Source organism: Streptomyces sp. R35 (assembly GCF_041053035.1).
Classification (GTDB): Bacteria; Actinomycetota; Actinomycetes; order Streptomycetales; family Streptomycetaceae; genus Streptomyces; species Streptomyces lutosisoli.
On sequence record NZ_CP163440.1, the window covers coordinates 7,226,499 to 7,252,275 of the forward strand.

Consider the following 25,777-nt stretch of genomic DNA (forward strand, 5'->3'; position numbering starts at 1 on the left):
GCTTAGCCGGCCACGCCGTCCCAGAAGTCGGCGAAGGCGCGGGCCGTCTCCAGCGGCTGATCCGTGTTGGGAGAGTGCTCGGCTTGCGCTACGAGCGTGCGCCGGGCCTCCAGCCGTACGGCCATCTCGTCCAGCAGGGCCACCGGCCAGGTGTCGTCGTGCTCGCCGGAGAGCACGTGCTTCGGCAGCGGGACGGCGGCCAGTTCGGCGACGCGGTCGGGTTCGGTGCACAGCTGGCGGCCCGTGGCGATGAGCTGGGCGGGGCTGTTGCCCAGCCAGCGGCGCCGCAGGTCGGCGCGGTCGTCGAGCCCCGAGTCGAGTCCGCCGGTCTCGGTCTCCTCCGGCGTCTCCATCGCCTGGATCGCGTCCCACACCTCGGCCATGCTCATCACGGCGAGCGCGTCCCGCAGCAGCTTGACGCGCTGCTGCTGGGTGCTGGAGATCTGGGCGGGGCCCGAGGCCATCAGAGTGAGTGAGAGGAAGGGCGACGGGTCGATCAGCACGGCGGCCCGGGAGATCAGGCCGCCGAGGGAGTGCCCCACGAGGTGCACGGGCGCCCCGACCGCGGCGGCCTGTGCCAGCACGTCCCGCGCCAACTCCTCCTGCGCGTACGCCGCTTCGTCGTCCTTCGGCCCCTCGGTCTCGAACTGGCCGCGTCCGTCCACGGCCACCGTCCGATACCCCGCCGCCGCCAACGGTTCGTGCAGCGCGATGAAGTCCTCCTTGCTCCCGGTGAAGCCCGGCAGCAACAACGCGGTGCCCTTCAGCGGTCCCTCCGGCTCCGCGTCCAGCACGGCGAACTCGCCACGGGCGGTCGACAGCCGACGGGCACGGACTCCGGCGGGCGGGACGAAGGTAGGGGGCCTACTCATGTCCCAGAGGCTATAGGGCGGAGCGTTTCCTCGCCCCCGCCGCCCCTACCCGTCCCATCCCGTTCCTGGGGGCTTCGCCCCCAGACCCCCCAAAAGATTGCGCCGTTCCCCGCGCCCCTGAACGACGGGGGTGGTTCGTCGGGTGCGGGTGGGTGGGGGCTGGTCGCGCAGCCCCGCGCCCCTAACGGCTCGGGGCTGCGCCCCGTCGCCCCCTGCCCGCCCCCGGTCTTTTGTCTTTAGGGGCGCGGGGAACTGCGCGACCAGCCCCCCACCCACCCGCAGCCGAAACACAACCGAACGGGGTCGAAGGGGCGGAGCCCCTGGGGATGGGACGGGTAGGGGCGGCGGGGGCGAAAACCAATGGCCCGGCCCCACGGAAAGTGGGACCGGGCCATCAGGGTCAGGCAGGGAGATCAGCTCTCCGCAGGCTCCGCGGCAGCCACCACAGCCTTGCGGGTGCGACGACGCACCGGCTTGGCCTCGGCCTCCTCGGCGACGGCCTGAGCGGGAATCGCGGGCTCGGCGGCGGCGACGGCCTTGCGGGTCCGGCGCCGTACAGGCTTGGCTTCCGCGGCCTCAGCCTCGACGGCCTCGGCGGTGTCCACAACGACGGCGGCCTTGGCCCGCGTACGTCGCGGCTTCACCGGAGCCTCAGCGGCCTCCTCGGCCACGTCGGCAACAGCCACCGCAGCCTTACGAGTACGCCGCGCCTTGACCGGAGCCTCAGCGACACCCTCAGCCGTGTCGACGACAGCCTCGGCGGCCTTGCGGGTGCGACGACGCACCGGCTTGGCCTCGGCCTCCTCGGCGACGGCCTGAGCGGGAATCGCGGGCTCGGCGGCGGCGACGGCCTTGCGGGTCCGGCGCCGTACAGGCTTGGTTTCCGCGGCCTCAGCCTCGACGGCCTCGGCGGTGTCCACAGCGGCAACGGCGGCGGTCGTGGCCTTGGCCCGCGTACGACGCGGCTTGGCCGGAGCCTCAGCGGCCTCGACAGCCTCAACCGTCTCGACGACGGCCTCCGCTGCCTTACGGGTACGGCGACGCGGCTTGGCCGGAGCCTCAACCACGGCCTCAGCGGTCTCCACGGGGGCGGCAGCCACCGTCTCGACCGTCTCGACGACGGCCTCGGCAGCCTTGCGCGTCCGGCGACGACGCGGCTTGGCCGGCTCGTCGGTGACACCCTCGGCCGTCGCCACGGAGGCTTCCGTGGCCTCGGCCACCGGAGTCACCGTCGGCTCGACGACCGCCGCGCTCGCGACAGCGTCCGCCGCCCCGGTGCGCGTACGGCGACGACGCCGCGGCGTACGGGCCTCTACGGTCTCGTTGCCCTCGGCGGAGGCGGACTCGGTCGTCGCCTCCGGAGCCGGAGACCCGGACGTCTCGTCCAACGGCGCCCCGTTGCGCGTACGGCGGCGGCGACGCGGCGTACGCGCCGGGCGCTCACGCTCGCGCTCACGCTCGGCGGACGGTGCGGACGGAGCCGACGAACGGCCACCGCGACCGCGCGGAGCGCCACGGCCACCGGTCTCGCCGAGGTCCTCGACCTCCTCGGCCGCGAGCCCGGCGCGGGTGCGCTCGGAACGCGGGAGGACGCCCTTGGTGCCGGCGGGAATGCTCAGCTCTTCGAAGAGGTGCGGGGACGTGGAGTACGTCTCCGGCGGGTCGTTGAAGTTGAGTTCCAGCGCCTTGTTGATGAGCTGCCAGCGCGGGATGTCGTCCCAGTCGACGAGGGTGATCGCGATGCCCTTGGCGCCCGCGCGGCCCGTACGGCCGATGCGGTGCAGGTACGTCTTCTCGTCCTCGGGGGACTGGTAGTTGATGACGTGGGTGACACCCTCGACGTCGATACCGCGGGCCGCGACGTCGGTGCAGACGAGGACGTCGACCTTGCCGTTGCGGAAGGCGCGCAGCGCCTGCTCGCGGGCGCCCTGGCCGAGGTCGCCGTGGACCGCGCCGGAGGCGAAGCCGCGCTGCTGGAGCTGGTCGGCGAGGTCGGCCGCCGTGCGCTTGGTGCGGCAGAAGACCATGGCCAGTCCGCGACCGTCGGCCTGCAGTATGCGGGCGACCATCTCGGGCTTGTCCATGTTGTGCGCGCGGTAGACGAACTGCGCGGTGTTGGCGACCGTCACGCCCTCGTCGTCCGGCGCGGTGGCGCGGATGTGCGTGGGCTGCGACATGTAGCGGCGCGCGAGACCGATGACCGCGCCCGGCATGGTCGCCGAGAACAGCATCGTCTGACGGCGGGCCGGCAGCATGTTCATGATCTTCTCGACGTCGGGCAGGAAGCCCAGGTCGAGCATCTCGTCGGCCTCGTCGAGGACAAGTGCCTTGATGTGCTTGAGGTTGAGCTTCTTCTGGCCCGCGAGGTCCAGCAGACGGCCCGGGGTGCCGACGATGACGTCGACGCCCTTCTTGAGAGCCTCGACCTGCGGCTCGTACGCCCGGCCGCCGTAAATGGCGAGAACGCGTACGTTGCGGACCTTGCCCGCGGTCAGCAGGTCGTTCGTCACCTGGGTGCACAGCTCGCGCGTCGGGACGACGACGAGGGCCTGCGGGGCGTCGGTGAGCTGCTCGGGCTTGGCCCGGCCCGCCTCGACGTCCGCGGGAACGGTGACGCGCTCAAGGAGCGGAAGGCCGAAGCCCAGCGTCTTGCCGGTGCCGGTCTTGGCCTGGCCGATGACGTCGGTGCCCGACAGGGCAACGGGGAGCGTCATCTCCTGGATGGGGAAGGGACTGATGATGCCGACGGCCTCAAGGGCCTCGGCCGTCTCGGGAAGGATGCCGAGATCGCGGAAAGTCGTAGTCAGGGTGCTGCCTCTTCTGTGTGCGCGGTGCGAGGCGAGCGCGGGGGTCGTGTCGGGACCGTGCCGGGGGGACGTCGGCCGCTCTTGACCAGCGGGCCGGGTGGCATGGGACCACTGCCGACGCTCGAGCGCTCGTACCGCTGAGGGTCCCTCCGTATCGTCCGTACGCAATGTGCCGTACGGACGAGGAGGGCTGTCGGGTCGGAGCCGATCGGGCCACCGACCGGGCATCCTCATTCGTGCGGCCCGTCGAATACTCGCCGGGCGCATTACCACCATACCCCGGAATCGCGCATATGCGATGGCCGATTTGGTCACGTAGTGGTCGTCACACTGATTGACCAGGGACTTCCCTGTTGCGGTGAGCGGGCTATTGTGCGCTTCATGACGACGCCTGACAACGCCGCTGACACCCCCGCCGAGGCCCCCGACGACACCGCTCCCGCGGCCACCGGAGTCGCCGCCCAGGACTGGGACACGGCTTCCGCGGACCCCCAGTACCGCGCCGCGGTCGTGGACCTGCTCGGAGCGCTCGCGTACGGCGAGCTCGCGGCGTTCGAGCGGCTCGCGGAGGACGCCAAGCTGGCGCCCACGCTCAGCGACAAGGCGGAGCTGGCGAAGATGGCGTCGGCCGAGTTCCACCACTTCGAGCGGCTGCGGGACCGGCTCGCGGCGGTCGGCGCGGAGCCGACGCAGGCGATGGAGCCGTTCGTCGCCGCGCTCGACGGCTTCCACAAGCAGACGGCCCCCTCGGACTGGCTGGAGGGGCTCGTCAAGGCGTATGTCGGCGACTCCATCGCCAGTGACTTCTACCGCGAGGTCGCCGCGCGGCTCGACTCGGACACCCGTGGGCTCGTCCTCGCGGTCCTCGACGACACCGGGCACGCCGGCTTCGCCATCGAGAAGGTGCGCGCCGCGATCGACGCGGACCCGCGTGTGGGCGGTCGGCTCGCGCTGTGGGCGCGCCGTCTGATGGGCGAGGCCCTGTCCCAGTCGCAGCGCGTGGTCGCCGACCGCGATGCCCTGTCGACGATGCTCGTGGGCGGCGTCGCGGACGGCTTCGACCTCGCGGAGGTCGGCCGGATGTTCTCGCGGATCACCGAGGCGCACACCAAGCGGATGGCTGCGCTGGGCTTGGCGGCCTGAGCTCCCGCGGGGAGTTCGTACGTGCGGGTTGTGGTGGGCTGATCGCGCCGTTCCCCGCGCCCCTTATGGGGCGCCTCAGTCACGGGGCGCCTCAGTCACGGGGCTTGCGGAACGGGCTACGCCGTCGCCGAGCGGCGGCGAAATCGCTCCGCCGGGCGGAGCAGCAGAGACAGCAGCGCCGCGGCGACCGCCGCCGCGCCGAGCATGATCACCAGGAAGTGGCCGGATCCCAGCGCGGTGTGGGTCAGAAAGGCGCCGAACAGGCCCCCGGCCACACCGGTCGACAGGACCAGATTGCGGGCCGGAAGCCGGTGGGGGAGGCGGTACGCCGCCGCCCACGCGAGCGCGAGACCGAGCATCGCGGAGCCGAGAGCTTCCAAGAACATGGTGGGGGTCCCTCCCGCACGGCCGGTGCAAATCGGTCGTAGCCGGTCTTACCCGTGACGTGCGGAATGCAATCCTCCTCTGTGCTCGATCTGTACTCCATCTGTGTACGAGCGCGGCATCCGGCCAGGCATGCGGCAGGCGTCCGGCAGGCCGGGCGGCAGGCATGCGAAGGGGCCCGGTGACATGGTCACCGGGCCCCTTCGAGCTTCCGCTCGCCGAACTACAGCGCGCTGAATCCCACCTTGCGCTGAGTGGGCTCGCCGAGCTCCACGTACGCCAGGCGGTCGGCCGGAACCAGGACCTTGCGGCCGTGGTCGTCCACGAGGCTCAGCAGCTGCGACTTGCCTGCCAGTGCCTCGGACACCGCGCGCTCGACCTCTTCCGGGGTCTGACCGCTCTCCAGAACGATCTCGCGGGGCGCGTGCTGCACGCCGATCTTGACCTCCACGGCTTTGTCCCTCCGACGGTCAGTCATGTGCGCGTTCGTACGCGCCGTACGCAGCACACATTAGCCCGGTGAGGGGACGTACACGCTCCGCCCGAGAACGCCAGGAGCGAACAGTGGGTGGGAACAAAGTGGCGGTCAGCGATGTGCCGGTGACCTGCCCCTCGTACGTCCGCGGTGATCTGCGCCGTCCTCAGTGGAGATCCGCGCCGTCGGTGGTGGTGATCCGTACCGTCGTCAGTGGTTGTCCGTGCCGTGCAGCGGGAAGCCCGCGATGCCCCGCCAGGCCAGCGAGGTCAGCAGCTGGACCGCCTGGTCGCGCGGGACGCTGCGGTCGCTGTGCAGCCAGGAGCGGGCCACCACCTGGGCCAGGCCGCCGAGGCCGGAGGCGAGGAGCATCGACTCGGCGCGCGAGAGGCCGGTGTCCTCCGCGATGACGTCGCAGATCGCCTCGGCGCACTCGTGCGTCACCTTGTCGACGCGCTCGCGGACCGCGGGCTCGTTGGTCAGGTCCGACTCGAAGACCAGCCGGAAGGCGCCGCCGTCGTCCTCGACGTACGCGAAGTAGGCGTCCATCGTCGCGCGGACGCGCAGCTTGTTGTCGGAGGTCGAGGCGAGCGCCGTGCGCACCGCCTGGAGCAGGGACGCGCAGTGCTGGTCGAGCAGGGCGAGGTACAGGTCGAGCTTGCCCGGGAAGTGCTGGTAGAGAACCGGCTTGCTGACGCCCGCGCGCTCGGCGATGTCGTCCATGGCGGCCGAGTGATACCCCTGCGCAACGAATACTTCCTGGGCGGCGCCGAGGAGCTGGTTGCGTCGGGCACGGCGCGGCAGGCGAGTGCCCCGCGGGCGTGCTGCCTCTGTCTGCTCGATGGCTGTCACGCCGCCTCCCAAAATTGTCCACATGCGGTGTGCGCCGCGCGGCCATCGTACTTTTCGGTAACCCTGGTGTGCGCGGTGCGAGCGCAGAATTTCACGGACCGGACGCGGGCGATAGGGGTACAAACCATTGTGAACGGGGCGAGGTGGGCGCGGCACCGCCCCGACTGCCCTGGTCAGCGGCGTCCCGGCACCGGCAGTCGCCCTCGTTTGTCACTGGTGTGCGTTCCCGTCGATCACCGGTAGTCGTCCTCGTTGATGCGTACGATCCTGGCCTGTTCGGCGAGGTCCGCCTCGTTGGCGTTGAAGGGATCGCCGACGGGCTGCGGATCGTCCTCGTCGGCGGGGTCCGGCTCGGTGACCTGCTCGGCGGCCGCGGCTTCGGGGGCCTCCGTGGCGAGGATGTCCCGGAACTGGTCGTTGAAGGTCTCGGGGTCTGTCGGATCGAGTGTCATGGCTCCTCTTCCCGAGCGGTGCGAGTGCGCTCCTGATGTACGACGAGTGCCCTCGTCTGAAGCCTAGGAGACGCGCGTTCCAGGCGCTATGCGATCCGGTCACCACTTGTGACGGCGAACACATGAACCACTGCGTGATCGTCTCGTAACATTGCCGCATGTCTTCGACCGAGCTGCCGCCCGCGCTGGCCACCACCGTCACGCCGAAGGCCAGTGCCGTCAGGGTCGCGGCGGGGGAGCGGCTGAGATCGGTGGGCCTGCCGGGGATCACACTTTCGGTGCGGTCGAGACCGCCGGCGCGTGCCGGACTGCCGCCCGCGTTGTACGTGCACGGCCTGGGCGGTTCCTCGCAGAACTGGTCCTCCCTGATGACGCAGCTCGACGGGCTCGTGGACAGCGAGGCCCTCGACCTGCCCGGCTTCGGCGACTCGCCGCCGCCGGACGACGGGAACTACTCGGTCACGGGGCACGCGCGCGCGGTCATCCGTTATCTCGACGCGGCCTCGCGCGGACCCGTGCACCTCTTCGGGAACTCGCTGGGCGGTGCCGTCGCGACACGCGTCGCGGCCGTACGCCCCGATCTGGTCCGTACGCTCACGCTGGTCTCGCCCGCGCTGCCGGAGATCCGGGCGCAGCGCACCGCGTGGCCGACCGCGCTGCTCTCGGTGCCCGGCGTGGCGCGGCTGTTCACCAGGCTCACCAAGGACTGGAGCGCCGAGCAGCGCGTCCGCGGGGTCATGGCGCTCTGTTACGGCGATCCCAACAGGGTGACGCCCGAGGCGTTCCGCGATGCGGTCGAGGAGCTGGAGCGGCGGCTCGCCCTCCCCTACTTCTGGGACGCCATGACGCGCTCGTCGCGCGGCCTCGTGGACGCGTACACGCTGGGCGGCCAGCACGGACTGTGGCGCCAGGCCGAGCGGGTGCTCGCGCCGACGCTCCTCGTCTACGGCGGCCGCGACCAGCTCGTCGGCTACCGCATGGCGCAGCGCGCGGCCCGCTCCTTCCGTGACTCCCGGCTGCTGTCGCTGCCGGAGGCGGGGCACGTCGCGATGATGGAGTACCCGGACGTGGTGGCCACGGCGTTCCGTGAACTCCTCGCGGACACCGACGAGTTGACCTCGTCGGCCGCCGTCGGTGCGGGGAGCTGAGGCGGCGCGTGGGACGTCACAGTCGTCGGGGGCGGGCCGGCAAGACCGACACCTCGGAGATACCCAGGGTTCCCGCACCGGGCGCGGCTCCGGCGCCGGAACCCACTCGCTCGCGTCGCGCGGCGCCTCCGCCCGCGGGCGCCCAGGGCACCCAGGGATCCCAAGGCCCGCAGGGTGCCTTGGGGCCGTATCCGCCGGTGGGCGGGGCTCCGTCTCGGGGGGTGCCGCGTTTTCCTGACGGGACACCGGCGCATGGTGTGCCGCGTTCCCCGGACGGGACTCCCGCGCACGGGGTGCCCCGTTTCGCCGACGGGACACCGGCGCACGGCATCCCGCGTATGGCCGATGGCACTCCCGCGCGCGGGGTGCCGCGTTTCCCGGACGGGACTCCGGCCCACGGGGTGCCCCGTTTTGCCGATGGGACTCCGGCCCATGGTGTGCCCCGTCTCCCCGACGGGACTCCCGCCCATGGCGTCCCTCGTGTGCGTGGTGGTCATCCCGAGCAGCGTGAACCGGGCGGTGGCTGGGGCGAGTTCAGGGCCGGTGGTGTGCCTCAGGGGGCGCCCCCGGGTGCGCCTCCCGGGCCCCGGATCCCTCGTCAGCGCCAGGAGACCGTGCCGGGGCCCCGGCAGTCCTACGTCGACGCCTTCGAGCTCGATGAGGACGACGACGTCTTCGCGCGCCGCGACACGGCACTCCGTGACACGGCGTTCCCCGACACCGCACCGCATCGCGCCGACCCCTACGGTTCCGTCACCGACTGGGACACGGAGGCCGACGAGAAGCCGCTGCCGGAGGTCGAGGAGCCGGCGAAGGGCAAGGGCGGCAAGGGGCGGGCGTTCACCGGGATCGCGGCGGCCGCCGTCACCACCGTGCTGGCCGTCGTCGTGGCCGGACAGGTCGCCACTGGGCGGGAGGACGCCGGTGTGCGTGCGCAGTCCGCAGGCGGCAGCGACCGGGAGACCGGCGACTCCGCCTCGCGCGGGGACAACCGGCCGACCCAGTCGGGGACGCCGAGTGCGACGGCCGCGACGACACTGACGTACGACCAGAAGATGGGCAAGAAGTACGCGCTCGGCGCGAAGCTCAAGGGGTCGGGGAAGTTCGGCGCGGTCCCCGGCTTCGACAAGGCGCCGGGCAAGGGTCGCAAGTACACCTATCGCGTCGACGTGGAGCAGGGCCTCGGCCTCGACGGCGCCCTCTTCGCGCAGGCCGTGCAGAAGACCCTGAACGACGACCGGAGTTGGGCCCACAACGGCGGCCGCACCTTCGAGCGGATCTCTTCCGGCAAGCCCGACTTCGTGATCACGCTCGCGAGCCCGGGCACCACCGCCACCTGGTGCGCCAAGTCGGGGCTCGACACGACGGAGGACAACGTGTCGTGCGACTCGGCGTCGACCGAGCGCGTCATGATCAACGCGTACCGCTGGGCCCAGGGCTCCAAGACCTACGGTGACAAGATTCACGCGTACCGGCAGATGCTGATCAACCACGAGGTCGGCCACCGTCTCGGATACGGGCACGTCACCTGCGACAAGGACGGCGAACTCGCCCCCGTCATGCAGCAGCAGACCAAGTTCCTCGACCACGACGGGATCCACTGCCTGGCCAACCCCTGGCCGTATCCCGGGAGTTGACAGGCGCCCCACAGGTCACGTTGACATGCGCCGAAAGTTCGTTCATATTTCTCCGCATGTCGCCTCGTCACGTCTCCGCCCGCGCCGCTCTTGAGCTGGCGCTGTTCGGCGTGACCGCGCTCTGCGTGGCCGATATTCACTGTTGCTGACGCCCGCCCCTGGCGAGTGCGTCGCTTTCTCCCGTGTTGTCCGTTCGCCGTGTTCCGGCGTGCGGATCTCTCCTGGATTCTGCCGGTCTCTGCCGCCGATCACATCGGTCTCTCTCCGGTCGGATGTCGACGCCTGACGCCTTGGGCGAGCTCTGCTCTCTTCCGTCTCACTCTGCGTCAATCCGTCTCACCATTCGAGAGGTCGTCTTCCGATGCGTCAACCGTCCCTCATAGCGCGCCGCGTGGCCGCGGCATCCGTCAGCCTGGTCGTGGCAGCGGGTGCCGCCGCCTGCGGGCCGAAGGACAACGATGCCAAGGGCGCCGGTGGCGACTCCAAGCCGCGGAAGGGAGGCACGCTGACGGTCCTCAACGCCAACCCGCAGGAGGACTTCGACCCGGCGCGCCTCTACACCTCCGGCGGCGGCAACGTCCCCTCCCTCGTCTTCCGTACGCTCACCACGCGCAACCGCGAGAGCGGGGCCGCCGGCGCCGAGGTCGTCCCCGACCTCGCCACGGACACCGGCCGCCCGAGCAAGAACGCGACCGTGTGGACGTACACCCTGAAGAAGGGCCTCAAGTACGAGGACGGCAGCGCGATCACCTCCGCCGACATCAAGTACGGCATCGAGCGCTCCTTCGCCGCCGAACTCTCCGGCGGCGCCCCCTACTTGAGGGACTGGCTGATCGGCGGCGCCGACTACCAGGGCCCGTACAAGGACAAGAAGGGCCTCGACTCGATCGAGACGCCGGACGACCTGACCATCGTCTTCCATCTCAACAAGCCCGAGGGCGAGTTCCCCTACCTGGCTACGCAGACGCAGTTCGCGCCCGTCCCGAAGGCCAAGGACAACGGCACGAAGTACGAGGAGCACCCGGTCTCCTCGGGTCCGTACAAGGTCGTCAAGAACGAGAACGACGGTGAGCGGCTCACCCTGGAGCGCAACACGTACTGGTCCTCGTCGACCGACGCCGAGCGGAAGGCCTACCCGGACAAGATCGACGTGCGGTCGGGTCTGGACTCGTCCGTGATCAACCAGCGGCTGTCCGCGTCTCAGGGAGCGGACGCCACGGCCGTGACGACGGACACCAACCTGGGGCCTGCCGAACTCGCCAAGGTCTCCGGTGACAAGGAACTCGCCTCACGCGTCGGCACCGGACACTTCGGCTACACCAACTACATCGCCTTCAACCCGAAGGTGAAGCCGTTCAACAATCCGAAGGTGCGGCAGGCGATCTCGTACGCCATCGACCGTACGTCGGTGATCAACGCGGCCGGCGGGTCCTCGCTGGCCGAGGCCGCGACCACCTATCTGCCGAACCAGAAGTCCTTCGGCTACACGCCGTACGACCTCTTCCCGGCGGGCAAGTCCGGCAACCCGGAGAAGGCCAAGGAGCTGCTGAAGGAGGCCGGTTACCAGAACGGGCTCACCATCACGCTCACGCATTCCAACGACAAGGACTTCGAGACCAGCCCGGAGATCGCGACCTCGATCCAGGACGCGCTCAAGAAGGCCGGGATCACCGTCAAGCTCCAGGGCCTGGAGATCAACGACTACAAGGACAAGATCCACAGCGTCAAGACCGAGCCGGGCTTCTTCCTCGCCCACTGGGGTGCCGACTGGCCCTCGGGCGGTCCCTTCCTGGCCCCGATCTTCGACGGACGGCAGATCGTCAAGGACGGCGCCAACTTCAACACCGGCTTCCTCAATGACAAGTCGGTCAATGCCGAGATTGACGCGATCAACAAGTTGACCAATCTTGACGAGGCCGCCAAGCGCTGGGGTGCACTGGACAAGAAGATCGGCGAGCAGGCCCTGACCGTTCCCCTGTTCCACCCGGTCTACAAGCGCCTGTACGGCAGTGCCGTCAAGAACATCGTGATCAGCGACTGGACCGGCGTGCTGGACATCTCCCAGGTCGCGGTGAAGTAGCACCGTGAGCGAGGCAATCGTCGCCTCTCAGGCCCCCGGCTCGGACACCGCGTCCGTGCCGGGGGCCTCGGGGGCTCGTCAGTTCTGGCGGCGGCTGCGTGCGCAGCGTGCCGCCCTCGTCGCGGCGGGCGTCGTCGCGCTGCTCGTCCTGGTCGCGCTCGCCGCACCGCTGTTCACGGCGATCGAGGGCCAGGATCCGACCACCTACCATCCGGGGCTCGTCGACTCCGCGCGCGGCGGCGTGCCGGTCGGCTCGCTCGGCGGCATCAGCGGGGACCACTGGCTCGGCGTCGAACCGCAGACGGGCCGCGACCTCTTCGCCCGGCTCGTGTACGGCGCCCGGGTCTCCCTCGGAGTCGCGTTCGCGGCCACGCTGGTGCAGGTCTTCATCGGGATCGTGGTCGGTGTCGCGGCCGGCCTGGGCAATCGATGGGTTGATCAACTGTTGAGCCGTGTCACGGACATCATCATCGCCATGCCGTTGATGATCATGTCCCTCGCGCTGCTCGCGATCGTCCCCAGCAGCTTTCCGCGGCCTGTCCTCGTCGCGCTCATCATCGGCCTGGTGGCCTGGGGCTCGATCGCGAAGATCGTGCGCGCCCACACGTTGACGCTCAAGGAGCTCGACTACGTGGCCGCCGCCCGGCTCAGTGGCTGGGGCTCCTGGCGGGTCGCCCGCCGCGAACTGCTGCCCGCGCTGGGCGCACCCGTCATCACGTACGCGGCCCTGCTCGTCCCCACGAACATCAGCGTCGAGGCGGCGCTCAGCTTCCTCGGCGTCGGCGTGAAGCCGCCCACCCCGTCCTGGGGACAGATGCTCACCGCGGCCGACGTCTGGTACCAGGCGGCGCCGCAGTACCTGCTGCTGCCGGCGGGTGCGCTGTTCCTCACCGTGCTGGCGCTGACCGTCCTCGGGGACGGAGTGCGCACGGCCCTCGACCCGCGCGCGGCCTCACGGCTGCGCGTCGGCACGGGACGCAAGCGGGAGGCCAAGGCATGAGCGGCTTCAAGGGGTTGAGCAGCTCCCAGGCATGGAGCGGCTTGAAGGGGTTGAGCGGTTCCCTGGGTGGCAGCGGGTTCCTGGGCTTCGCCGTACGGCGCCTGGTCGGTGCCGTCGTCACCCTGCTCGCGATCTCCGTGATCATCTACCTCGTCTTCTACGTCGCCCCCGGCAACGTCGCGCAGATCACCTGCGGCCCGCGCTGCTCGCCCGCCCAGGTGCACCAGGTCACCGAGCAGCTGAAGCTCGACGACCCGCTGTACCTGCGCTACTGGCACTTCCTGCAGGGCATCTTCGCCGGCCAGGACTACTCGACGGGTACGTCGGTGCAGCACTGCGGCGCACCCTGCCTCGGCCTCTCGTACCAGAGCGACCAGCAGGTCACCCAGCTGATCTGGGCGAAGCTGCCGGTCACCCTGTCGCTGGTGTTCGGCGCGATGGTGCTGTGGCTCGTCATCGGCGTCGGCACCGGTGTGCTGTCCGCGTGGCGGCGCGGCCGGATCAGCGAGCGGGTGCTGACCGGCATCACGCTCGCCGGCACGGCCACGCCCGTCTTCGTCATCGGCCTGGTGCTGATGATCATTGTGTGCGGGCAGCTGCAATGGCTGCCGTTCCCGCAGTACGTGCCCTTCGCCGAGGACCCCGAGCAGTGGGCGTGGAACCTGCTGCTGCCCTGGCTGTCCCTCGCGTTGATCGAGGCCGCCAAGTACGCCCGCCTGACGAGGGCCTCCATGCTGGAGACGCTCGCCGAGGACCATGTGCGCACCTTCCGCGCGTACGGCGTGGGGGAGCGCTCGATCATCGGGCGGCACGCCCTGCGGGGCGCCGTCGCGCCGGTCATCGCGCTGAACGCCAACGACTTCGGGTCGGCGATCGGCGGCGCCGTCCTCACGGAGACGATGTTCGGACTGCCCGGTATCGGGCGCGAACTCGTGCACGCGGTGAATGTCGTCGACCTGCCGGTGGTCGTCGGCATGGTCCTGGTCACCGGCTTCTTCGTGGTCCTTGCCAACGCCGTCGCGGACGTGCTGTACGCGGTGGCCGACCGAAGGGTGGTACTGACATGAGCGACTCCTCTTCGGCGCCGTTGGTCGAAGTGAGGGACCTCTTGGTCGAGTTCGGCGACCTGCGTGCCGTCGACGGGCTCTCCTTCACCCTGGAGAAGGGCGCCGCACTCGGTCTGGTCGGCGAATCCGGCTCGGGCAAGTCGACCGTGGCGTCCGCCCTGCTGGCGCTGCACCGGGGTACGGGGGCGCGCGTGGGTGGTGCGGTGCGTGTGGCCGGCGTGGACGTGCGGGCGGCCTCCGACGACGCACTGCGGGCGCTGCGCGGCGGGAAGGCCGCCATGGTCTTCCAGGATCCGCTGTCGTCCCTCGACCCGTACTACGCGGTCGGCGACCAGATCGCCGAGGTGTACCGGGTGCATGTGAAGGCGTCCCGGCGAGCCGCACGCGCGCGTGCCGTCGAGGTGCTCGACCGTGTCGGCATCCCGGACGCCGCGCGCAGGGCGCGCTCCCGCCCGCACGAGTTCAGCGGCGGTATGCGCCAACGCGCCCTCATCGCCATGGCCCTGGCCTGTGAGCCGGAGCTGCTGATCGCCGACGAGCCGACCACCGCCCTCGACGTGACCGTCCAGGCCCAGATCCTCGACCTCCTGCACACCCTGCGTGAGGAGACCGGGATGGGCCTGCTGCTGGTCACACATGACGTCGGGGTCGCCGCCGAGAGCGTGGACGAGATCCTCGTCATGCGCCACGGGCGCGCGGTCGAACACGGGCCGGTCGCGGCCGTCCTCGGCGCGCCGCGGGAGACGTACACGCAGGAGCTGCTGGGTGCGGTCCCGCGCGTGGACGCGCCGCGCGGCTCGGAAGGTGACGCACCCGTGTCGGACGAGGTCGTTCTCGAAGCGGTGGATCTGCGGCGTGAATTCGGGCGCGGCAAGCGGCGGTTCGCGGCCGTGGACGACGTGTCGCTGGCCATTCACCGGGGCGAGACCCTCGGCATCGTGGGGGAGAGCGGCAGCGGGAAGACGACGCTGGGCCGGATGCTCGTGGGGCTCCTGGAGCCCACGACCGGCGCGGTCCGGTACGAGGGGCGCGCGCAGTCCGGTGTGAGCCCCTCCGTGCAGATGGTCTTCCAGGACCCGGTCTCTTCCCTCAACCCCCGTCGCACCATCGGCGAGTCCATCGCCGACCCGTTGCGGGCGCGCGGAGAGCTGGACGGGGGGCGGATCAGGGGGCGCGTGCGGGAGTTGCTGGAGCGCGTGGGGCTCGACGCTGCGCACTACGACCGCTACCCGCACGAGTTCAGCGGAGGGCAGCGCCAGCGCGTCGGCATCGCGCGGGCACTGGCCGCCGAACCGCGCGTCATCGTGTGCGACGAGCCGGTCTCCGCACTCGACGTCACGACTCAGGCCCAGGTGGTCGCCCTGCTCGGCGAGTTGCAGCGGGAACTCGGGCTCGCGCTGGTGTTCGTGGCGCACGATCTCGCGGTCGTACGCCAGGTCAGCGACCGGGTGGCCGTGATGCGGCGCGGGCGGATCGTCGAGTACGGGCCCGCCGACGAGGTGTACGAGTCCCCGCGTGACCCGTACACGAAGCAGCTGCTGGCCGCCGTACCGGCACTCGATCCGGAGGTCGCGGCACGGCGCCGCACCGCCCGCAGGGAGCTGGCTCCGGCGTGAGGGGGAGGGTCGGCCTCGGCCTAACGAAACGTAACTGCTTGATCCCCTAGCGCGACGGAACGCGGTCCGTACGGGAAAGTTACGACCGTTCACCCCTTTTGGTGGCGCGATGGACAACCGTCCGTCGCGGCACCGTCATGTCCGCATACGTTCGTCCCGCTGCGAGCCGCCGGGTCAACGGCGGCTCCCCAGACGGGAGATCGGGGGTGGACTCGTGCGCATCGGACTGCTGACGGAGGGTGGCTATCCGTATGTGAGCGGTGACGCCAGGCTCTGGTGCGACCGGCTCGTGCGCGGGCTCGGGCAGCATGAGTTCGACATCTACGCGCTCAGCCGCAGCGAGCGGCAGGAGGACGAGGGCTGGATCCAGCTGCCGCCGCAGGTCAGCCGGGTGCGGACTGCACCGTTGTGGACGGCCGAGGACGACGGGGTGGTCTACGGGCGGCGGGCGCGCCGACGGTTCGCGGACGCGTACGGGGAGCTGGCCGCGGCGGTGTGCGGGGGGCCGGCGGCGACCGGGGGCTCGGGAACGGCCGGCGGCTCGGCGGCCTCCGACGGTGTTGAGGCGGACCGTTTCGGCAACGCGCTGTACGGGCTCGCCGAACTCGCCCGGGACGAGGGCGGCCTGGTCGGCGCACTGCGGTCCGAGGGCGCCGTGCGCGCCCTGGAGCGCGCCTGTCGCGCGCCCGGCGCACTCCGCACCGCGCGCACGGCGCGCGTGCCCGACCTGCTCGCCGTCGCCGCCCACATCGAACGAGCCCTGCGCCCCCTCTCACTCGACTGGTACGAGGACGACGGGCTCGACTCGGTCGACCTGTGCCACGCCGCGGCCGGCGGCGCGGCGGCGCTGCCCGGCCTCCTCGCCCGGCACTTCTCCGGGGTGCCGCTGCTGGTCACGGAGTACGGGGTCCAGCTGCGGGCGCACTACCTGGCCTCCGCTTCCGTCGGGGAGCCCCCCGCCGTACGGGCGCTGCTCGCCGCGTTCCACGGCAGGCTCGCCGCCGAGGTCTACCGCGCGGCCACCCTCATCACGCCCGGCAACACACACGCCCGTCGCTGGCAGGAGCGCTGTGGCGCCGACCGCGCCAAACTGCGCACCGTCTACCCCGGCATGGAGGCGTCCCGCTTCGCCGAGGTGGGGGAGAGCGCGGAGGGCAGCAGGTGCGCGGACCCGGACACGCTCGTGTGGGTCGGCCGCATCGAACCGGCCAAGGACCTGATCTCGCTGCTGCACTCCTTCGCGGAGATCCGCAAGGAGGAACCGAAGGCCCGGTTGCGGATCGTCGGGGCGCCCGCCGACGGGCCGGAGGGCGCGACCTACCTCTCCCACTGCAGGGCGTTGGCCGCACAGCTCTTCCCCGACGAGGCGGAGGGCGTGCACGCGGTCGGCGACAACCCGGTGTCCTTCGAGGAGATCGGCGGCCCGGAGGTCCCGAGCCTCGCGGAGGCATACGCCTCCGGAGCGGTGATCGTCCTGTCCAGCGTCATCGAGGGCTTCCCCATCAGTCTCGTCGAGGCCATGTTCTGCGGCCGCGCCACGGTCTCCACGGATGTGGGCGCGGTCGTCGAAGTCATCGGCGGTACGGGCCTCGTCGTGCCGCCACGCAATCCGCGGGCGCTCGCCGAGGCGTGCGTGTCGCTGCTGCGCGACCCCGAGCGCCGTGAGCGCCTGGGCGCGGCCGGCCGCGCACGCGCCCTCGAACTCTTCACCGTCGAGCAGAACGTCGCGGCATTTCACGGCATTTACCTGGAGATCGTCTCGCACTCTCCCGTACGGCGGGTGGTCGTGGACGACGAGGGCGAGCCGTTGCCCTTCGGAGTCCCTGCCGAGGCCCACGTGCCCGGCCGCTGGGCCGAGACCCGCCTCATGGCCTCGGGCCGACCGCGCTGGGCGGCCGGTGCGCCGGTACGGGCGACGGTTCCCGTACCCGCGGGGGAGGGCGCGTGATGAGCGAACCGGGCGCACCGGGCGGCCTGAACGGGCTGGACGACCTGGGCGAACTGGACCGGCCCGGAACACCGGCGAGCCCCGGGGCCTGGGACCAGCAGTCGCAGGAGTGGCTTGTCTCGGGGGCGGGGGAGACGGACGTACGGGCGGGGAGCGCGCGGGAAGGGGCAGCCGGCGCCGACGGGACCGCGGGCGGCTCCGGCGGCTCTGGCGAGACAGCCGGAGGTTCTGCCGGTCCTCGTGCGGGGCTCTTCGCACCCCGTGGGGCGCGCGAGAGCGCGGCGCGCGCCGGCACGAGTGGCGACGGTGGCCTGGGTGCGGGGGACGGCGTGGGTGGTACGAGCGGCGCGGGCGGACCGGGTACGGGGAGCGGCGCGCGCAGCTTGGGTGCCGGGGACCGCCTGGGCGCCGGAAGTGGCGCGGGCGCGGGTGGTGGCACGGGAGGTGCTGACGGCGCGCGCAAGGCCACGGCCACCGGGCGGCGCGGTGCCGTGGACCCCGTGAAAGCCCTGATGCACCGGCACCGCGAGCTCTGCGAACGGGCCGTGGACCCGCTGGAGATCGCGGCGGGCCTGGAGGCACACGGGGTGACCGACCGGACCGCCGCGCGGTTCCGGCACCGGGACGTGTTCTCGCTCGCCGAGGAGATGTACGCGCGCGTGCCCCGCGACGGGGAGCCCGCGCCCCGCGCGGTGACCTCGGCGCGCCCCGGCGCGCGCGCCGACTGGGCGGCGCTCGCTCTGCTGCCGGGCGCCCTCTGCGGGGCGGCCGTGGCCGGGCTGCGGCTCACCGACGGACAGCCGCGCCTCGCGGTCGCCGCGGTCGGTGCCCTCGCCGTGGCGCTCGGCCTGCGTGTCGCTCTCCGTCGTGGCCCGCTGAGCACCGGCCACCGCACCACGAGCGCCACGCGCGCGTGGACGTGCTGGCTCATCGCGTACGCCCTCCTCGGCGACGGACTGCTGAGCGCCGGCCTCGACGGCGGTCCCGACGGCCCCTGGCCGCTGGCCACCGCACCCCTGCTGGCCCTCGCCCTGGCCTGCGCCCCGGCCTCCTGGTGCGCCCACCTCTTCGCGGTACGCGCGAGCCGCCGGCTGACCGCGAGCCGTGGCCTGGAGGAGTTCGCCTCTTCCGTACAGCCCCTGCTCCTCGGGGCGTTCGGCCTGTTCCTGTGCGCCCTCGGCGCGCTGCTCGCGCTGTGCGGAGCGGCGCTGGGCGAGCCCACCGCGTACGCAGGAGCCGGTGCTCTCGGTGCGCTGCTCCTGCTCGCCCGGCTGCTGACAGCGCGCGGCTTCACCCACGCCCCGGCCGTCGTGCTCGCCGTCGCGGGCGCTGTCGAGGCGACCGCCCTCACCACGGTCTTCGCGGGCCGCCTCCCCGGCTGCTCGTTCCTGGCCACCCCCGTCGAGACCGTCGTCGACGCCTGGGGACCGGGCGCCGTACCGGCCCTGGTGTGCGGCGCGGCCACCCTCGTCCTCCTCGTCCACTCGACACGCACCCTGACCCGGGCCTCGGCCCACGCCCTGCCCTGCGGGGCGACATGAGCCGCGCACCGAGCCCCGGCCCACGGACCGATCGGAGCGCCGGCTCCCCGACCGGTCCGGGCCTTGGCGCGCCCAACGGCCCGAGCTGTGGTCCACATGCTCGGCCGGTCCAGGTCGCACAGCGTCAAGCCTGGGCCGCACGCCATCGAGCTGAGGCCGCACGGCCTCAGGTCCCGGGCAAGCCGCTGCGACTCCAGGGCGAGCAGCCCGACGTCCCGGACCCATGGCCTCAGATGCCGTGGGCGGCGACCCGAAACCCGACCCACGGCGTCCCCCACCACCGTGAGCCGCGCCCCGTGCCCGGGGCAGCACCCCGGGCACGGGCCCCTTACTCCCGCGGGGCCGACACCGCGGGCCCTCTCCCGACCTACGGCATCACCTCGAAGGAGAACGCCAGATGATCACCTCCCGAACCGGAGAGTCCGCCCCGGGAGCCGCCCGATGAGGGTCCTGCTGATCGGAGCCAACGGATACCTCGGCCGTTTCGTGGCCGACCGCCTGCTCGCCGACCCGGCCGTGCAGCTCACCGCGCTCGGCCGGGGCGACGACGCCGACGTACGGTTCGACCTCGCCTCGGGCAGCCCCGGCGCGCTCACCCGCTTCCTGGACGCGGTACACCCCGGAGTCGTCATCAACTGCGCGGGCGCCACCCGCGGCGGCGCCCGCGAACTGACCCGGCACAACACCGTCGCCGTCGCCACCGTCTGCGAGGCCCTGCGCCGCAGCGGCTGTGGGGCACGGCTCGTCCAGATCGGCTGCGGCGCCGAGTACGGGCCCAGCCAGCCCGGCTCCTCCACAGCCGAGGACGCCGTGCCGCGCCCGGGCGGCCCGTACGGCGTGAGCAAGCTCGCCGCCACCGAACTGGTCCTCGGCTCCGGCCTGGACGCCGTCGTGCTCCGCGTCTTCTCGCCCGCCGGTCCCGGCACCCCCGCCGGATCCCCGCTCGGCCGCCTCGCCGAGGCCCTGCGCCGCGCCATGCAGTCCGGCGACGGCGAACTCAAACTCGGCGGACTCGGCGTTCAACGCGACTTCATCGACGTCCGCGATGTCGCCCGCGCCGTCCACGCCGCCTCGCTCTCCGCCGCACAAGGTGTGATCAACATCGGCTCGGGCCGCGCCGTGCGCCTTCGCGACGCCGCCGCCGTCCTCGCCCGCGTGGCCGGTTACGGCGGTGCCCTGCACGAACTCGACGGCCCGCCCGGACCCATGAGGTCATCCATCGGCCACCCTCGCGGCGAACCGGACCACGCGGCCCCGGTCGCCTACCCCTACCCGGACGGCTGCGGCAGCTGGCAGCAGGCCGATGTGCGCACCGCGCGCGACCGGCTCGGCTGGCGGCCCCGGATCAACCTCGAGGAATCCCTCGCCGACATCTGGATGGAGGCGGCATGCCGTATCTGACCAGCACCGCAGCGGGCACCGCGAGCACCGACTTAGGCCTCGGGTTCGGCATCCCCGGTTATGCGCACCCCCTTGTCGCCCCTGTGGAGTGGGGCGAGCTGACCCGCCCCGGCACCCCCTTGCACTGGGTCGTCCTGAACGTGGCCAAGGGCCCCGGCACGCGCCCCGACCCGCACTGCCTGGAGGCCGCGGGACGGCTGCGCAACGCGGGGGTCCGGATCCTTGGGCACCTGGACACCACCTATGGCGCGCGCGCCTTCGGTGAACTGATCTCCGACGCCCACCGCTATCTCGACTGGTACCGGGTCGACGGATTCCTCCTCGACCGCTGCCCCACCGAGCGCGCCGCGCTCCCCGACGTCCGCCGCACGGCCACCACGCTCCGCGCGCTCCTCGACGACGCGCACATCGTGCTGGGCCACGGCGGCCACCCCTACCCCGGGTATGCCGAGAGCGCCGACCAGTTGGTGACGTTCTCCGGCTCCTGGAGCGACTACCGCTGGTCGCAGGTCGCCGAGTGGACCGCCGACTATCCGCCCGAGCGCTTCTGCCACTTCGTGCACAGTGTGCCGCGCGGTCATCTGGAGGAGGCGCTGCGCATCGCCCGCTGGCAAGGCGCCTCGACGATCTACTTCACCGACCGCACGGACCAGGGCGGCCGGGCCGACCCCTGGGCGACGATGCCCGGGTACTGGGACGAAATCGTCTCGCGGATCGGAACGGGTGTCTCGGAATGAAGAAGGGCGTGGCAGTGTTACGGGGAGAACAACTGTAGTGATTGACCGACCAACGGAGTCCCCGTGTCGCTGCCACCCCTGGTCGAGCCAGCTTCTGAGCTCACCGTAGACGAGGTCCGTAGGTACTCCCGCCACCTGATCATCCCCGACGTGGGCATGGACGGGCAGAAGCGGCTGAAGAACGCCAAGGTGCTGTGTGTGGGCGCCGGCGGCCTCGGATCGCCGGCGCTGATGTACCTCGCCGCCGCGGGCGTGGGCACGCTCGGCATCGTGGAGTTCGACGAGGTCGACGAGTCGAACCTGCAGCGCCAGATCATCCACAGCCAGGCGGACATCGGCCGCTCCAAGGCCGCGTCGGCGCGCGACTCCGTGCTGGGCATCAACCCGTACGTGAACGTTGTCCTTCACGAAGAGCGGCTCGAGGCCGAGAACGTGATGGACATCTTCAGCCAGTACGACCTGATCGTCGACGGCACGGACAACTTCGCGACCCGATACCTGGTCAACGACGCGGCCGTGCTGCTGAACAAGCCGTACGTCTGGGGCTCGATCTACCGCTTCGATGGCCAGGCCTCCGTCTTCTGGTCCGAGCACGGCCCCTGCTACCGCTGCCTCTACCCGGAGCCCCCGCCGCCGGGCATGGTCCCCTCCTGCGCCGAGGGCGGCGTCCTGGGTGTGCTCTGCGCGTCCATCGGCTCCATCCAGGTCAACGAGGCGATCAAGCTCCTCGCGGGCATCGGTGAGCCGCTCGTCGGCCGCCTGATGATCTACGACGCCCTGGAGATGCAGTACCGCCAGGTCAAGGTCCGCAAGGACCCGAACTGCGCGGTCTGCGGCGAGAACCCCACCGTCACCGAGCTCATCGACTACGAGGCCTTCTGCGGCGTCGTGTCCGAGGAGGCCCAGGAGGCGGCCGCCGGTTCGACGATCACTCCCAAGCAGCTCAAGGAGTGGATCGACGACGGCGAGAACATCGAGATCATCGACGTCCGCGAGATCAACGAGTACGAGATCGTCTCGATCCCCGGCGCCAAGCTGATCCCGAAGAACGAGTTCCTCATGGGCACCGCCCTGGAGACCCTTCCGCAGGACAAGAAGATCGTCCTGCACTGCAAGACGGGTGTCCGCAGTGCGGAGGTCCTCGCCGTCCTGAAGTCCGCGGGCTTCTCGGACGCCGTGCACGTCGGCGGCGGCGTGATCGGCTGGGTCCACCAGATCGAGCCGGACAAGCCGGTGTACTAGGCGTACGCCTTCTTCGGTGAGGGGGCTCGGCACTCGGTGTGCCGGGCCCCTTTCCGCTGTCCGCGGCGCGACCCGCGCGGGCCGGGGCAGGTGCCGCCGGCCCGCAGGGGCTACGACGCGCAGACCTTGCCGTCCTTCGGCACCGTCCCCTCCAGCAGATAGCTGTTCACGGTCGAGTCGACGCAGTCGCTCCCACTCCCGTACGCCCCATGGCCCTCGCCCTTCCAGGTGAGCTCCACGCCGACGCCCTTGCCCAGCTCGTCGGCCATCTTGCGGGCGCCCTCGTACGGCGTCGCAGGGTCCCCGGTGTTGCCGACGACCAGGACGGGTTCGGCTCCCGGGGCGCTGACCTCCGGGTTGTCGTACTGACCGGCCACCGGCCAGTCGTGACACCAGCCCGCCGTGTCCCAGCCCATGAAGTCCCCGAATACGGGCGAGATCTTCTCGAACTCGGGCAGCAGCTTCTTCGTCTCCGCGGGCGTCGGCCGCTGCTTGTCGTCCAAGCACGATATGACCCGTTGCGAATGCGTCGTCGTGCCGTAGTGTCCCGAGGAGTTGCGGTCGTTGTAGCCGTCGGCGAGATCCAGCAGCTCCGAACCGTCTCCGTCCTCGGCCGCCTTGAGGGCGCTGGTCAGGCGCGGCCAGCCCTCCTTGCTGTACAGCGGCAGGACGATGCCGGTGAGCGCGAGCGTCTGGGTGAGCTTGCGCCCGCTGGTCGTCGGCAGCGGCTTCGTGTCGATCCGGTTCAGCAGGTCCACGATCTTCTGGGAGCCCTGCTTCGGGTCCTGGCCCGTGGACTTGAGGTAGTCGTCCAGGGCCCGCTGGAAGCCCAGGGTCTGGTTCTTGGCGTGGCCGACCGTGTCGGCGCTCGGGTCGACGACGGCGTCCAGCACCAGGCGTCCCACGTTCTTGGGGAACAAGTGGGCGTACACCCCGCCGAGTTCGGTGCCGTACGAGATGCCGAAGTAGTGCATCTTCCGGTCGCCGAGGACTTGGCGCATCAGGTCCATGTCGCGGGCCGTGTCTGTCGTCGAGACGTGTGACAGCAGCTTCCCCGCGGCCTTCTCACAGCCCTTGCCGAAGTCGGCGGCGTCCTTGAAGTAGGCCGCTTCCTCAGCCGCGTCGTCGGGTGTGGCGTCCACCGACTCGGCGGTCTGGATCGCCTTGTCGCTGCGGCAGCGCACGCCCTCGCTGGCGGCCACGCCGCGCGGGTCCCAGCTCACCAGGTCGTACCGCTCGTGCAGCTGGCCGACGACACTCTCGTACGCGGGCATCGTGGAGACGCCCGAGCCACCGGGGCCGCCGAAGTTGAACAGAAGGGAGCCGATGCGCTTGCTCTGGCCGCCGGTCGCCTTCGAGCGGATCAGCGCGAGGCCGATCGTCCCGCCTTCCGGCTTCGCGTAGTCCAGCGGCACCTTCAGCGTCGCGCACTGCCAGCCGCTGCCTGGCGCGGGGGAGTCCGAAGTGCCCTTGCAGCGGCCCCAGTCGAGCCTCTGTGAGGTGAGTGAGGCGGGCAGTCCCGATGCAGTGCCGGAAGACGGCGCGGCGGCCGACGGCGTATCGCTGTTCTTCCCGTCGTTCTTGCCGTCCCCCGACGAGCCGCTGCCGCAGCCCGCCACCAGCAACGCGGCGGCGGCCGCGGCCGTCCACCGTGCGAAACGTGTCATGAGCTCCCCCTCGCCCGTGATCCGCCCGAAGTCGCGGATCACATGCAAGCCATATTAGGCGTCCGCGCTCAGCGACCACCGAGCCCTGTGGATAACTCTTTGACCTGCAGTTTTCTAAGAGCAGACGGTTCCGGCCGACGGTACGGTCCCCTCCAGCAGATAGCCGTTCACGGCGCCTTGCACGCACTTGTTCTTGCTGTCGTACGCCCCGTGCCCCTGGCCCTTGTACGTCAGCTCGACGCCGACTCCCTTGCCCAGCGCGTCCACCATCTTCTTCGCACCCTCGTACGGGGTTGCCGGGTCGCCGGTGTTCCCGACGACGAGGATCGGGGCCGCACCCGCGGCGCCGACGTCCGGGTGGTCGGCGGCGCCCGCCACGGCCCAGTCGGTGCAGCTGACCATGCCCCAGGCCAGATAGTCACCGAACGTCGGCGAGGCGGCCCGGAACTCCGGAAGCTTCGACTCCACGTAGTCGGAGCTGTAACGCGGCTTGTCGTCCGCGCAGTTGATGGAGACGTTCGCCGCGGTGATGTTGCTGTACTGGCCGTTCTCGCTGCGCCCGTTCATCGAGTCCGAGAGCAGCATCAGCACCCTGCCGTCACCGTCGTACGCCTGTTGCAGGCCCTCCGTCAGGTACTCCCAGAAGTCCTTGGAGTACAGGGCCTGCGCGATGCCGTTGGTCGCGGCGGTCTGGGTGAGCTCGCGGGGGAAGACGCCGGGGATCGGCTTGCTGTCGAGGTCCTTCAGGAGGGTGGCGATGCGGTCCTTGACGTCCTGCGGGGTGTCGCCGATCGGGCACGGGTCCTTTTTCGAGGTGCAGTCCTCGGCGAAGTTGTCGAGCGCGAGCTGGAAGCCCTTGGCCTGCCCGAGTGAGCTCTGCTCGGGGTTCTGCGTCGGGTCGACGACCGCGTCGAAGACCGCGCGTCCCACGTTCTTGGGGAACAAGTGGGCGTAGACGCCGCCCAGTTCGGTGCCGTACGAGATGCCGAAGTAGTGCAGCTTGTCGTCGCCGAGTACCTGCCGCATCAGATCCATGTCGCGGGCCGCGTCGATGGTGCGTACGTGGGGGAGCGCCTTCCCGGAGTGCTTCTCGCAGGCCGCGTTGAACGTCTTGGTGTTCGTCAGGAGCCTCTGCTGCTCGGCGGTGTTGTCCGGGGTGGCGTCCTGCTGGAAGTACTTGTCGAGCTGACTGTCGTCCTCGCACTTCACGCCCGCGCTGCGGCCGACCCCGCGCGGATCGAAGCTCACCAGGTCGTAGCGGGTGCGCAGGGTGGCGTAGTCCTCGCCGAAGGCGGGCAGTGTGGTGACGCCCGAGCCGCCCGGGCCGCCGAAGTTGAAGAGGAGCGAGCCGATGCGCTTGCTCGGGTCGCCGCTCGACTTCGCCCGGATCAGCGCGAGCCCGATCGTGTGGCCCTTGGGCTCGGCCCAGTCGAGGGGCGCCTTCAAGGTGGCGCACTGCCACTCCGTACCGCCCGGCAGGGGTGAGGGGGCGTTGCCTCCGCCCTCGGACTCGGACGGCGCCGGGCACTCCTTCCAGTTCAGCTTCTGGGCCGTCAGATCCTCGTCCTTGGAGCCGTCGCTGCAACCCGTCATCAAGGAGGACAGCAGGACGGCGGTGACGGTCAGGGCAGCGGCGCGCAGCTGGGGAGGGTTCGGCATGACCCCATCCTGCGGGCGTGCGGGGCGAGGCGCTCGGGGCGCGAGCCGT

21 protein-coding genes are annotated in these 25,777 nt (G+C 71.1%); 13 read left to right on the forward strand and 8 right to left on the reverse strand.

Features of this window, described 5'->3' with window-relative positions:
- Nucleotides 1-2: 2 nt before the first annotated feature.
- A complete protein-coding gene (locus tag AB5J50_RS32880) occupies nt 3-872 on the reverse strand; it encodes an alpha/beta fold hydrolase (RefSeq protein ID WP_369261878.1) in 870 nt (289 codons plus the stop codon).
- 413 nt (nt 873-1,285) lie between these two features.
- Entirely contained in the window at nt 1,286-3,586 is a 2,301-nt protein-coding gene (locus AB5J50_RS32885; protein WP_369261879.1) for a DEAD/DEAH box helicase, read from the reverse strand.
- Nucleotides 3,587-4,051: 465 nt separating this feature from the next.
- On the opposite strand from AB5J50_RS32885, the gene AB5J50_RS32890 reads away from it, so the two are divergent.
- Nucleotides 4,052-4,822, forward strand: coding sequence for a ferritin-like fold-containing protein (locus AB5J50_RS32890; RefSeq protein ID WP_327431543.1), 771 nt, complete (start codon nt 4,052-4,054; stop codon nt 4,820-4,822).
- Between the two features lie 116 nt (nt 4,823-4,938).
- On the opposite strand, the gene AB5J50_RS32895 is transcribed toward AB5J50_RS32890, so the two are convergent.
- The 4 genes from AB5J50_RS32895 to AB5J50_RS32910 form a co-directional block, all read right to left on the reverse strand.
- Nucleotides 4,939-5,208, reverse strand: coding sequence for a hypothetical protein (locus AB5J50_RS32895; protein ID WP_327431544.1), 270 nt, complete (start codon nt 5,206-5,208; stop codon nt 4,939-4,941).
- 221 nt (nt 5,209-5,429) lie between these two features.
- Nucleotides 5,430-5,657, reverse strand: coding sequence for a DUF3107 domain-containing protein (locus tag AB5J50_RS32900; protein ID WP_028801993.1), 228 nt, complete (start codon nt 5,655-5,657; stop codon nt 5,430-5,432).
- Between the two features lie 234 nt (nt 5,658-5,891).
- Nucleotides 5,892-6,533: a TetR/AcrR family transcriptional regulator gene (locus tag AB5J50_RS32905; protein WP_369261882.1), complete on the reverse strand. Its 642-nt coding sequence runs from the start codon at nt 6,531-6,533 to the stop codon at nt 5,892-5,894.
- 233 nt (nt 6,534-6,766) lie between these two features.
- Entirely contained in the window at nt 6,767-6,985 is a 219-nt protein-coding gene (locus AB5J50_RS32910; protein WP_369261884.1) for a hypothetical protein, read from the reverse strand.
- 158 nt (nt 6,986-7,143) lie between these two features.
- On the opposite strand from AB5J50_RS32910, the gene AB5J50_RS32915 reads away from it, so the two are divergent.
- From AB5J50_RS32915 to moeZ, 12 genes are all read left to right on the forward strand, one after another.
- Nucleotides 7,144-8,133, forward strand: a complete 990-nt coding sequence (locus tag AB5J50_RS32915) for an alpha/beta fold hydrolase (RefSeq protein ID WP_369261886.1) — start codon at nt 7,144-7,146, stop codon at nt 8,131-8,133.
- Nucleotides 8,134-8,141: 8 nt separating this feature from the next.
- Nucleotides 8,142-9,770, forward strand: coding sequence for a DUF3152 domain-containing protein (locus AB5J50_RS32920; protein ID WP_369261888.1), 1,629 nt, complete (start codon nt 8,142-8,144; stop codon nt 9,768-9,770).
- A 56-nt stretch (nt 9,771-9,826) separates the two neighbouring features.
- Nucleotides 9,827-9,919, forward strand: coding sequence for an Ms4533A family Cys-rich leader peptide (locus tag AB5J50_RS32925; protein WP_369261890.1), 93 nt, complete (start codon nt 9,827-9,829; stop codon nt 9,917-9,919).
- Between the two features lie 212 nt (nt 9,920-10,131).
- Nucleotides 10,132-11,850: an ABC transporter substrate-binding protein gene (locus tag AB5J50_RS32930; protein WP_369261892.1), complete on the forward strand. Its 1,719-nt coding sequence runs from the start codon at nt 10,132-10,134 to the stop codon at nt 11,848-11,850.
- Between the two features lie 4 nt (nt 11,851-11,854).
- Nucleotides 11,855-12,850, forward strand: coding sequence for an ABC transporter permease (locus tag AB5J50_RS32935; RefSeq protein ID WP_369261894.1), 996 nt, complete (start codon nt 11,855-11,857; stop codon nt 12,848-12,850).
- Complete coding sequence (locus tag AB5J50_RS32940) at nt 12,847-13,917, forward strand: ABC transporter permease (RefSeq protein WP_369261895.1); 1,071 nt, start codon at nt 12,847-12,849, stop codon at nt 13,915-13,917. Before AB5J50_RS32935 ends, AB5J50_RS32940 begins: the two co-directional genes overlap by 4 nt.
- The gene (locus AB5J50_RS32945; protein WP_369261896.1) at nt 13,914-15,533 is read left to right on the forward strand and encodes a dipeptide ABC transporter ATP-binding protein; all 1,620 of its coding nucleotides are present in this window, start codon (nt 13,914-13,916) and stop codon (nt 15,531-15,533) included. Before AB5J50_RS32940 ends, AB5J50_RS32945 begins: the two co-directional genes overlap by 4 nt.
- A 214-nt stretch (nt 15,534-15,747) precedes the next feature.
- Nucleotides 15,748-17,481, forward strand: coding sequence for a DUF3492 domain-containing protein (locus AB5J50_RS32950; RefSeq protein ID WP_369261897.1), 1,734 nt, complete (start codon nt 15,748-15,750; stop codon nt 17,479-17,481).
- Nucleotides 17,482-17,864: 383 nt separating this feature from the next.
- Nucleotides 17,865-19,022, forward strand: a complete 1,158-nt coding sequence (locus tag AB5J50_RS32955; RefSeq protein WP_369265583.1) for a hypothetical protein — start codon at nt 17,865-17,867, stop codon at nt 19,020-19,022.
- 441 nt (nt 19,023-19,463) lie between these two features.
- Nucleotides 19,464-20,423: an NAD-dependent epimerase/dehydratase family protein gene (locus tag AB5J50_RS32960; RefSeq protein ID WP_327431556.1), complete on the forward strand. Its 960-nt coding sequence runs from the start codon at nt 19,464-19,466 to the stop codon at nt 20,421-20,423.
- Complete coding sequence (locus tag AB5J50_RS32965; protein WP_369261899.1) at nt 20,411-21,160, forward strand: spherulation-specific family 4 protein; 750 nt, start codon at nt 20,411-20,413, stop codon at nt 21,158-21,160. The genes AB5J50_RS32960 and AB5J50_RS32965 overlap by 13 nt, the downstream gene beginning before the upstream one ends.
- 63 nt (nt 21,161-21,223) lie before the next feature.
- Nucleotides 21,224-22,402 carry an adenylyltransferase/sulfurtransferase MoeZ gene (moeZ, locus tag AB5J50_RS32970; RefSeq protein WP_327431558.1) on the forward strand — a complete coding sequence of 393 codons (1,179 nt, stop codon included), beginning with the start codon at nt 21,224-21,226 and terminating at the stop codon, nt 22,400-22,402.
- 110 nt (nt 22,403-22,512) lie between these two features.
- On the opposite strand, the gene AB5J50_RS32975 is transcribed toward moeZ, so the two are convergent.
- Together AB5J50_RS32975 and AB5J50_RS32980 are read right to left on the reverse strand one after the other, a co-directional pair.
- On the reverse strand, nt 22,513-24,069 hold the full coding sequence (locus AB5J50_RS32975; protein WP_369261901.1) for an alpha/beta hydrolase: 1,557 nt from the start codon (nt 24,067-24,069) through the stop codon (nt 22,513-22,515).
- Nucleotides 24,070-24,183: 114 nt separating this feature from the next.
- Nucleotides 24,184-25,728 carry an alpha/beta hydrolase gene (locus AB5J50_RS32980; RefSeq protein ID WP_369261902.1) on the reverse strand — a complete coding sequence of 515 codons (1,545 nt, stop codon included), beginning with the start codon at nt 25,726-25,728 and terminating at the stop codon, nt 24,184-24,186.
- Nucleotides 25,729-25,777 lie beyond the last annotated feature (49 nt).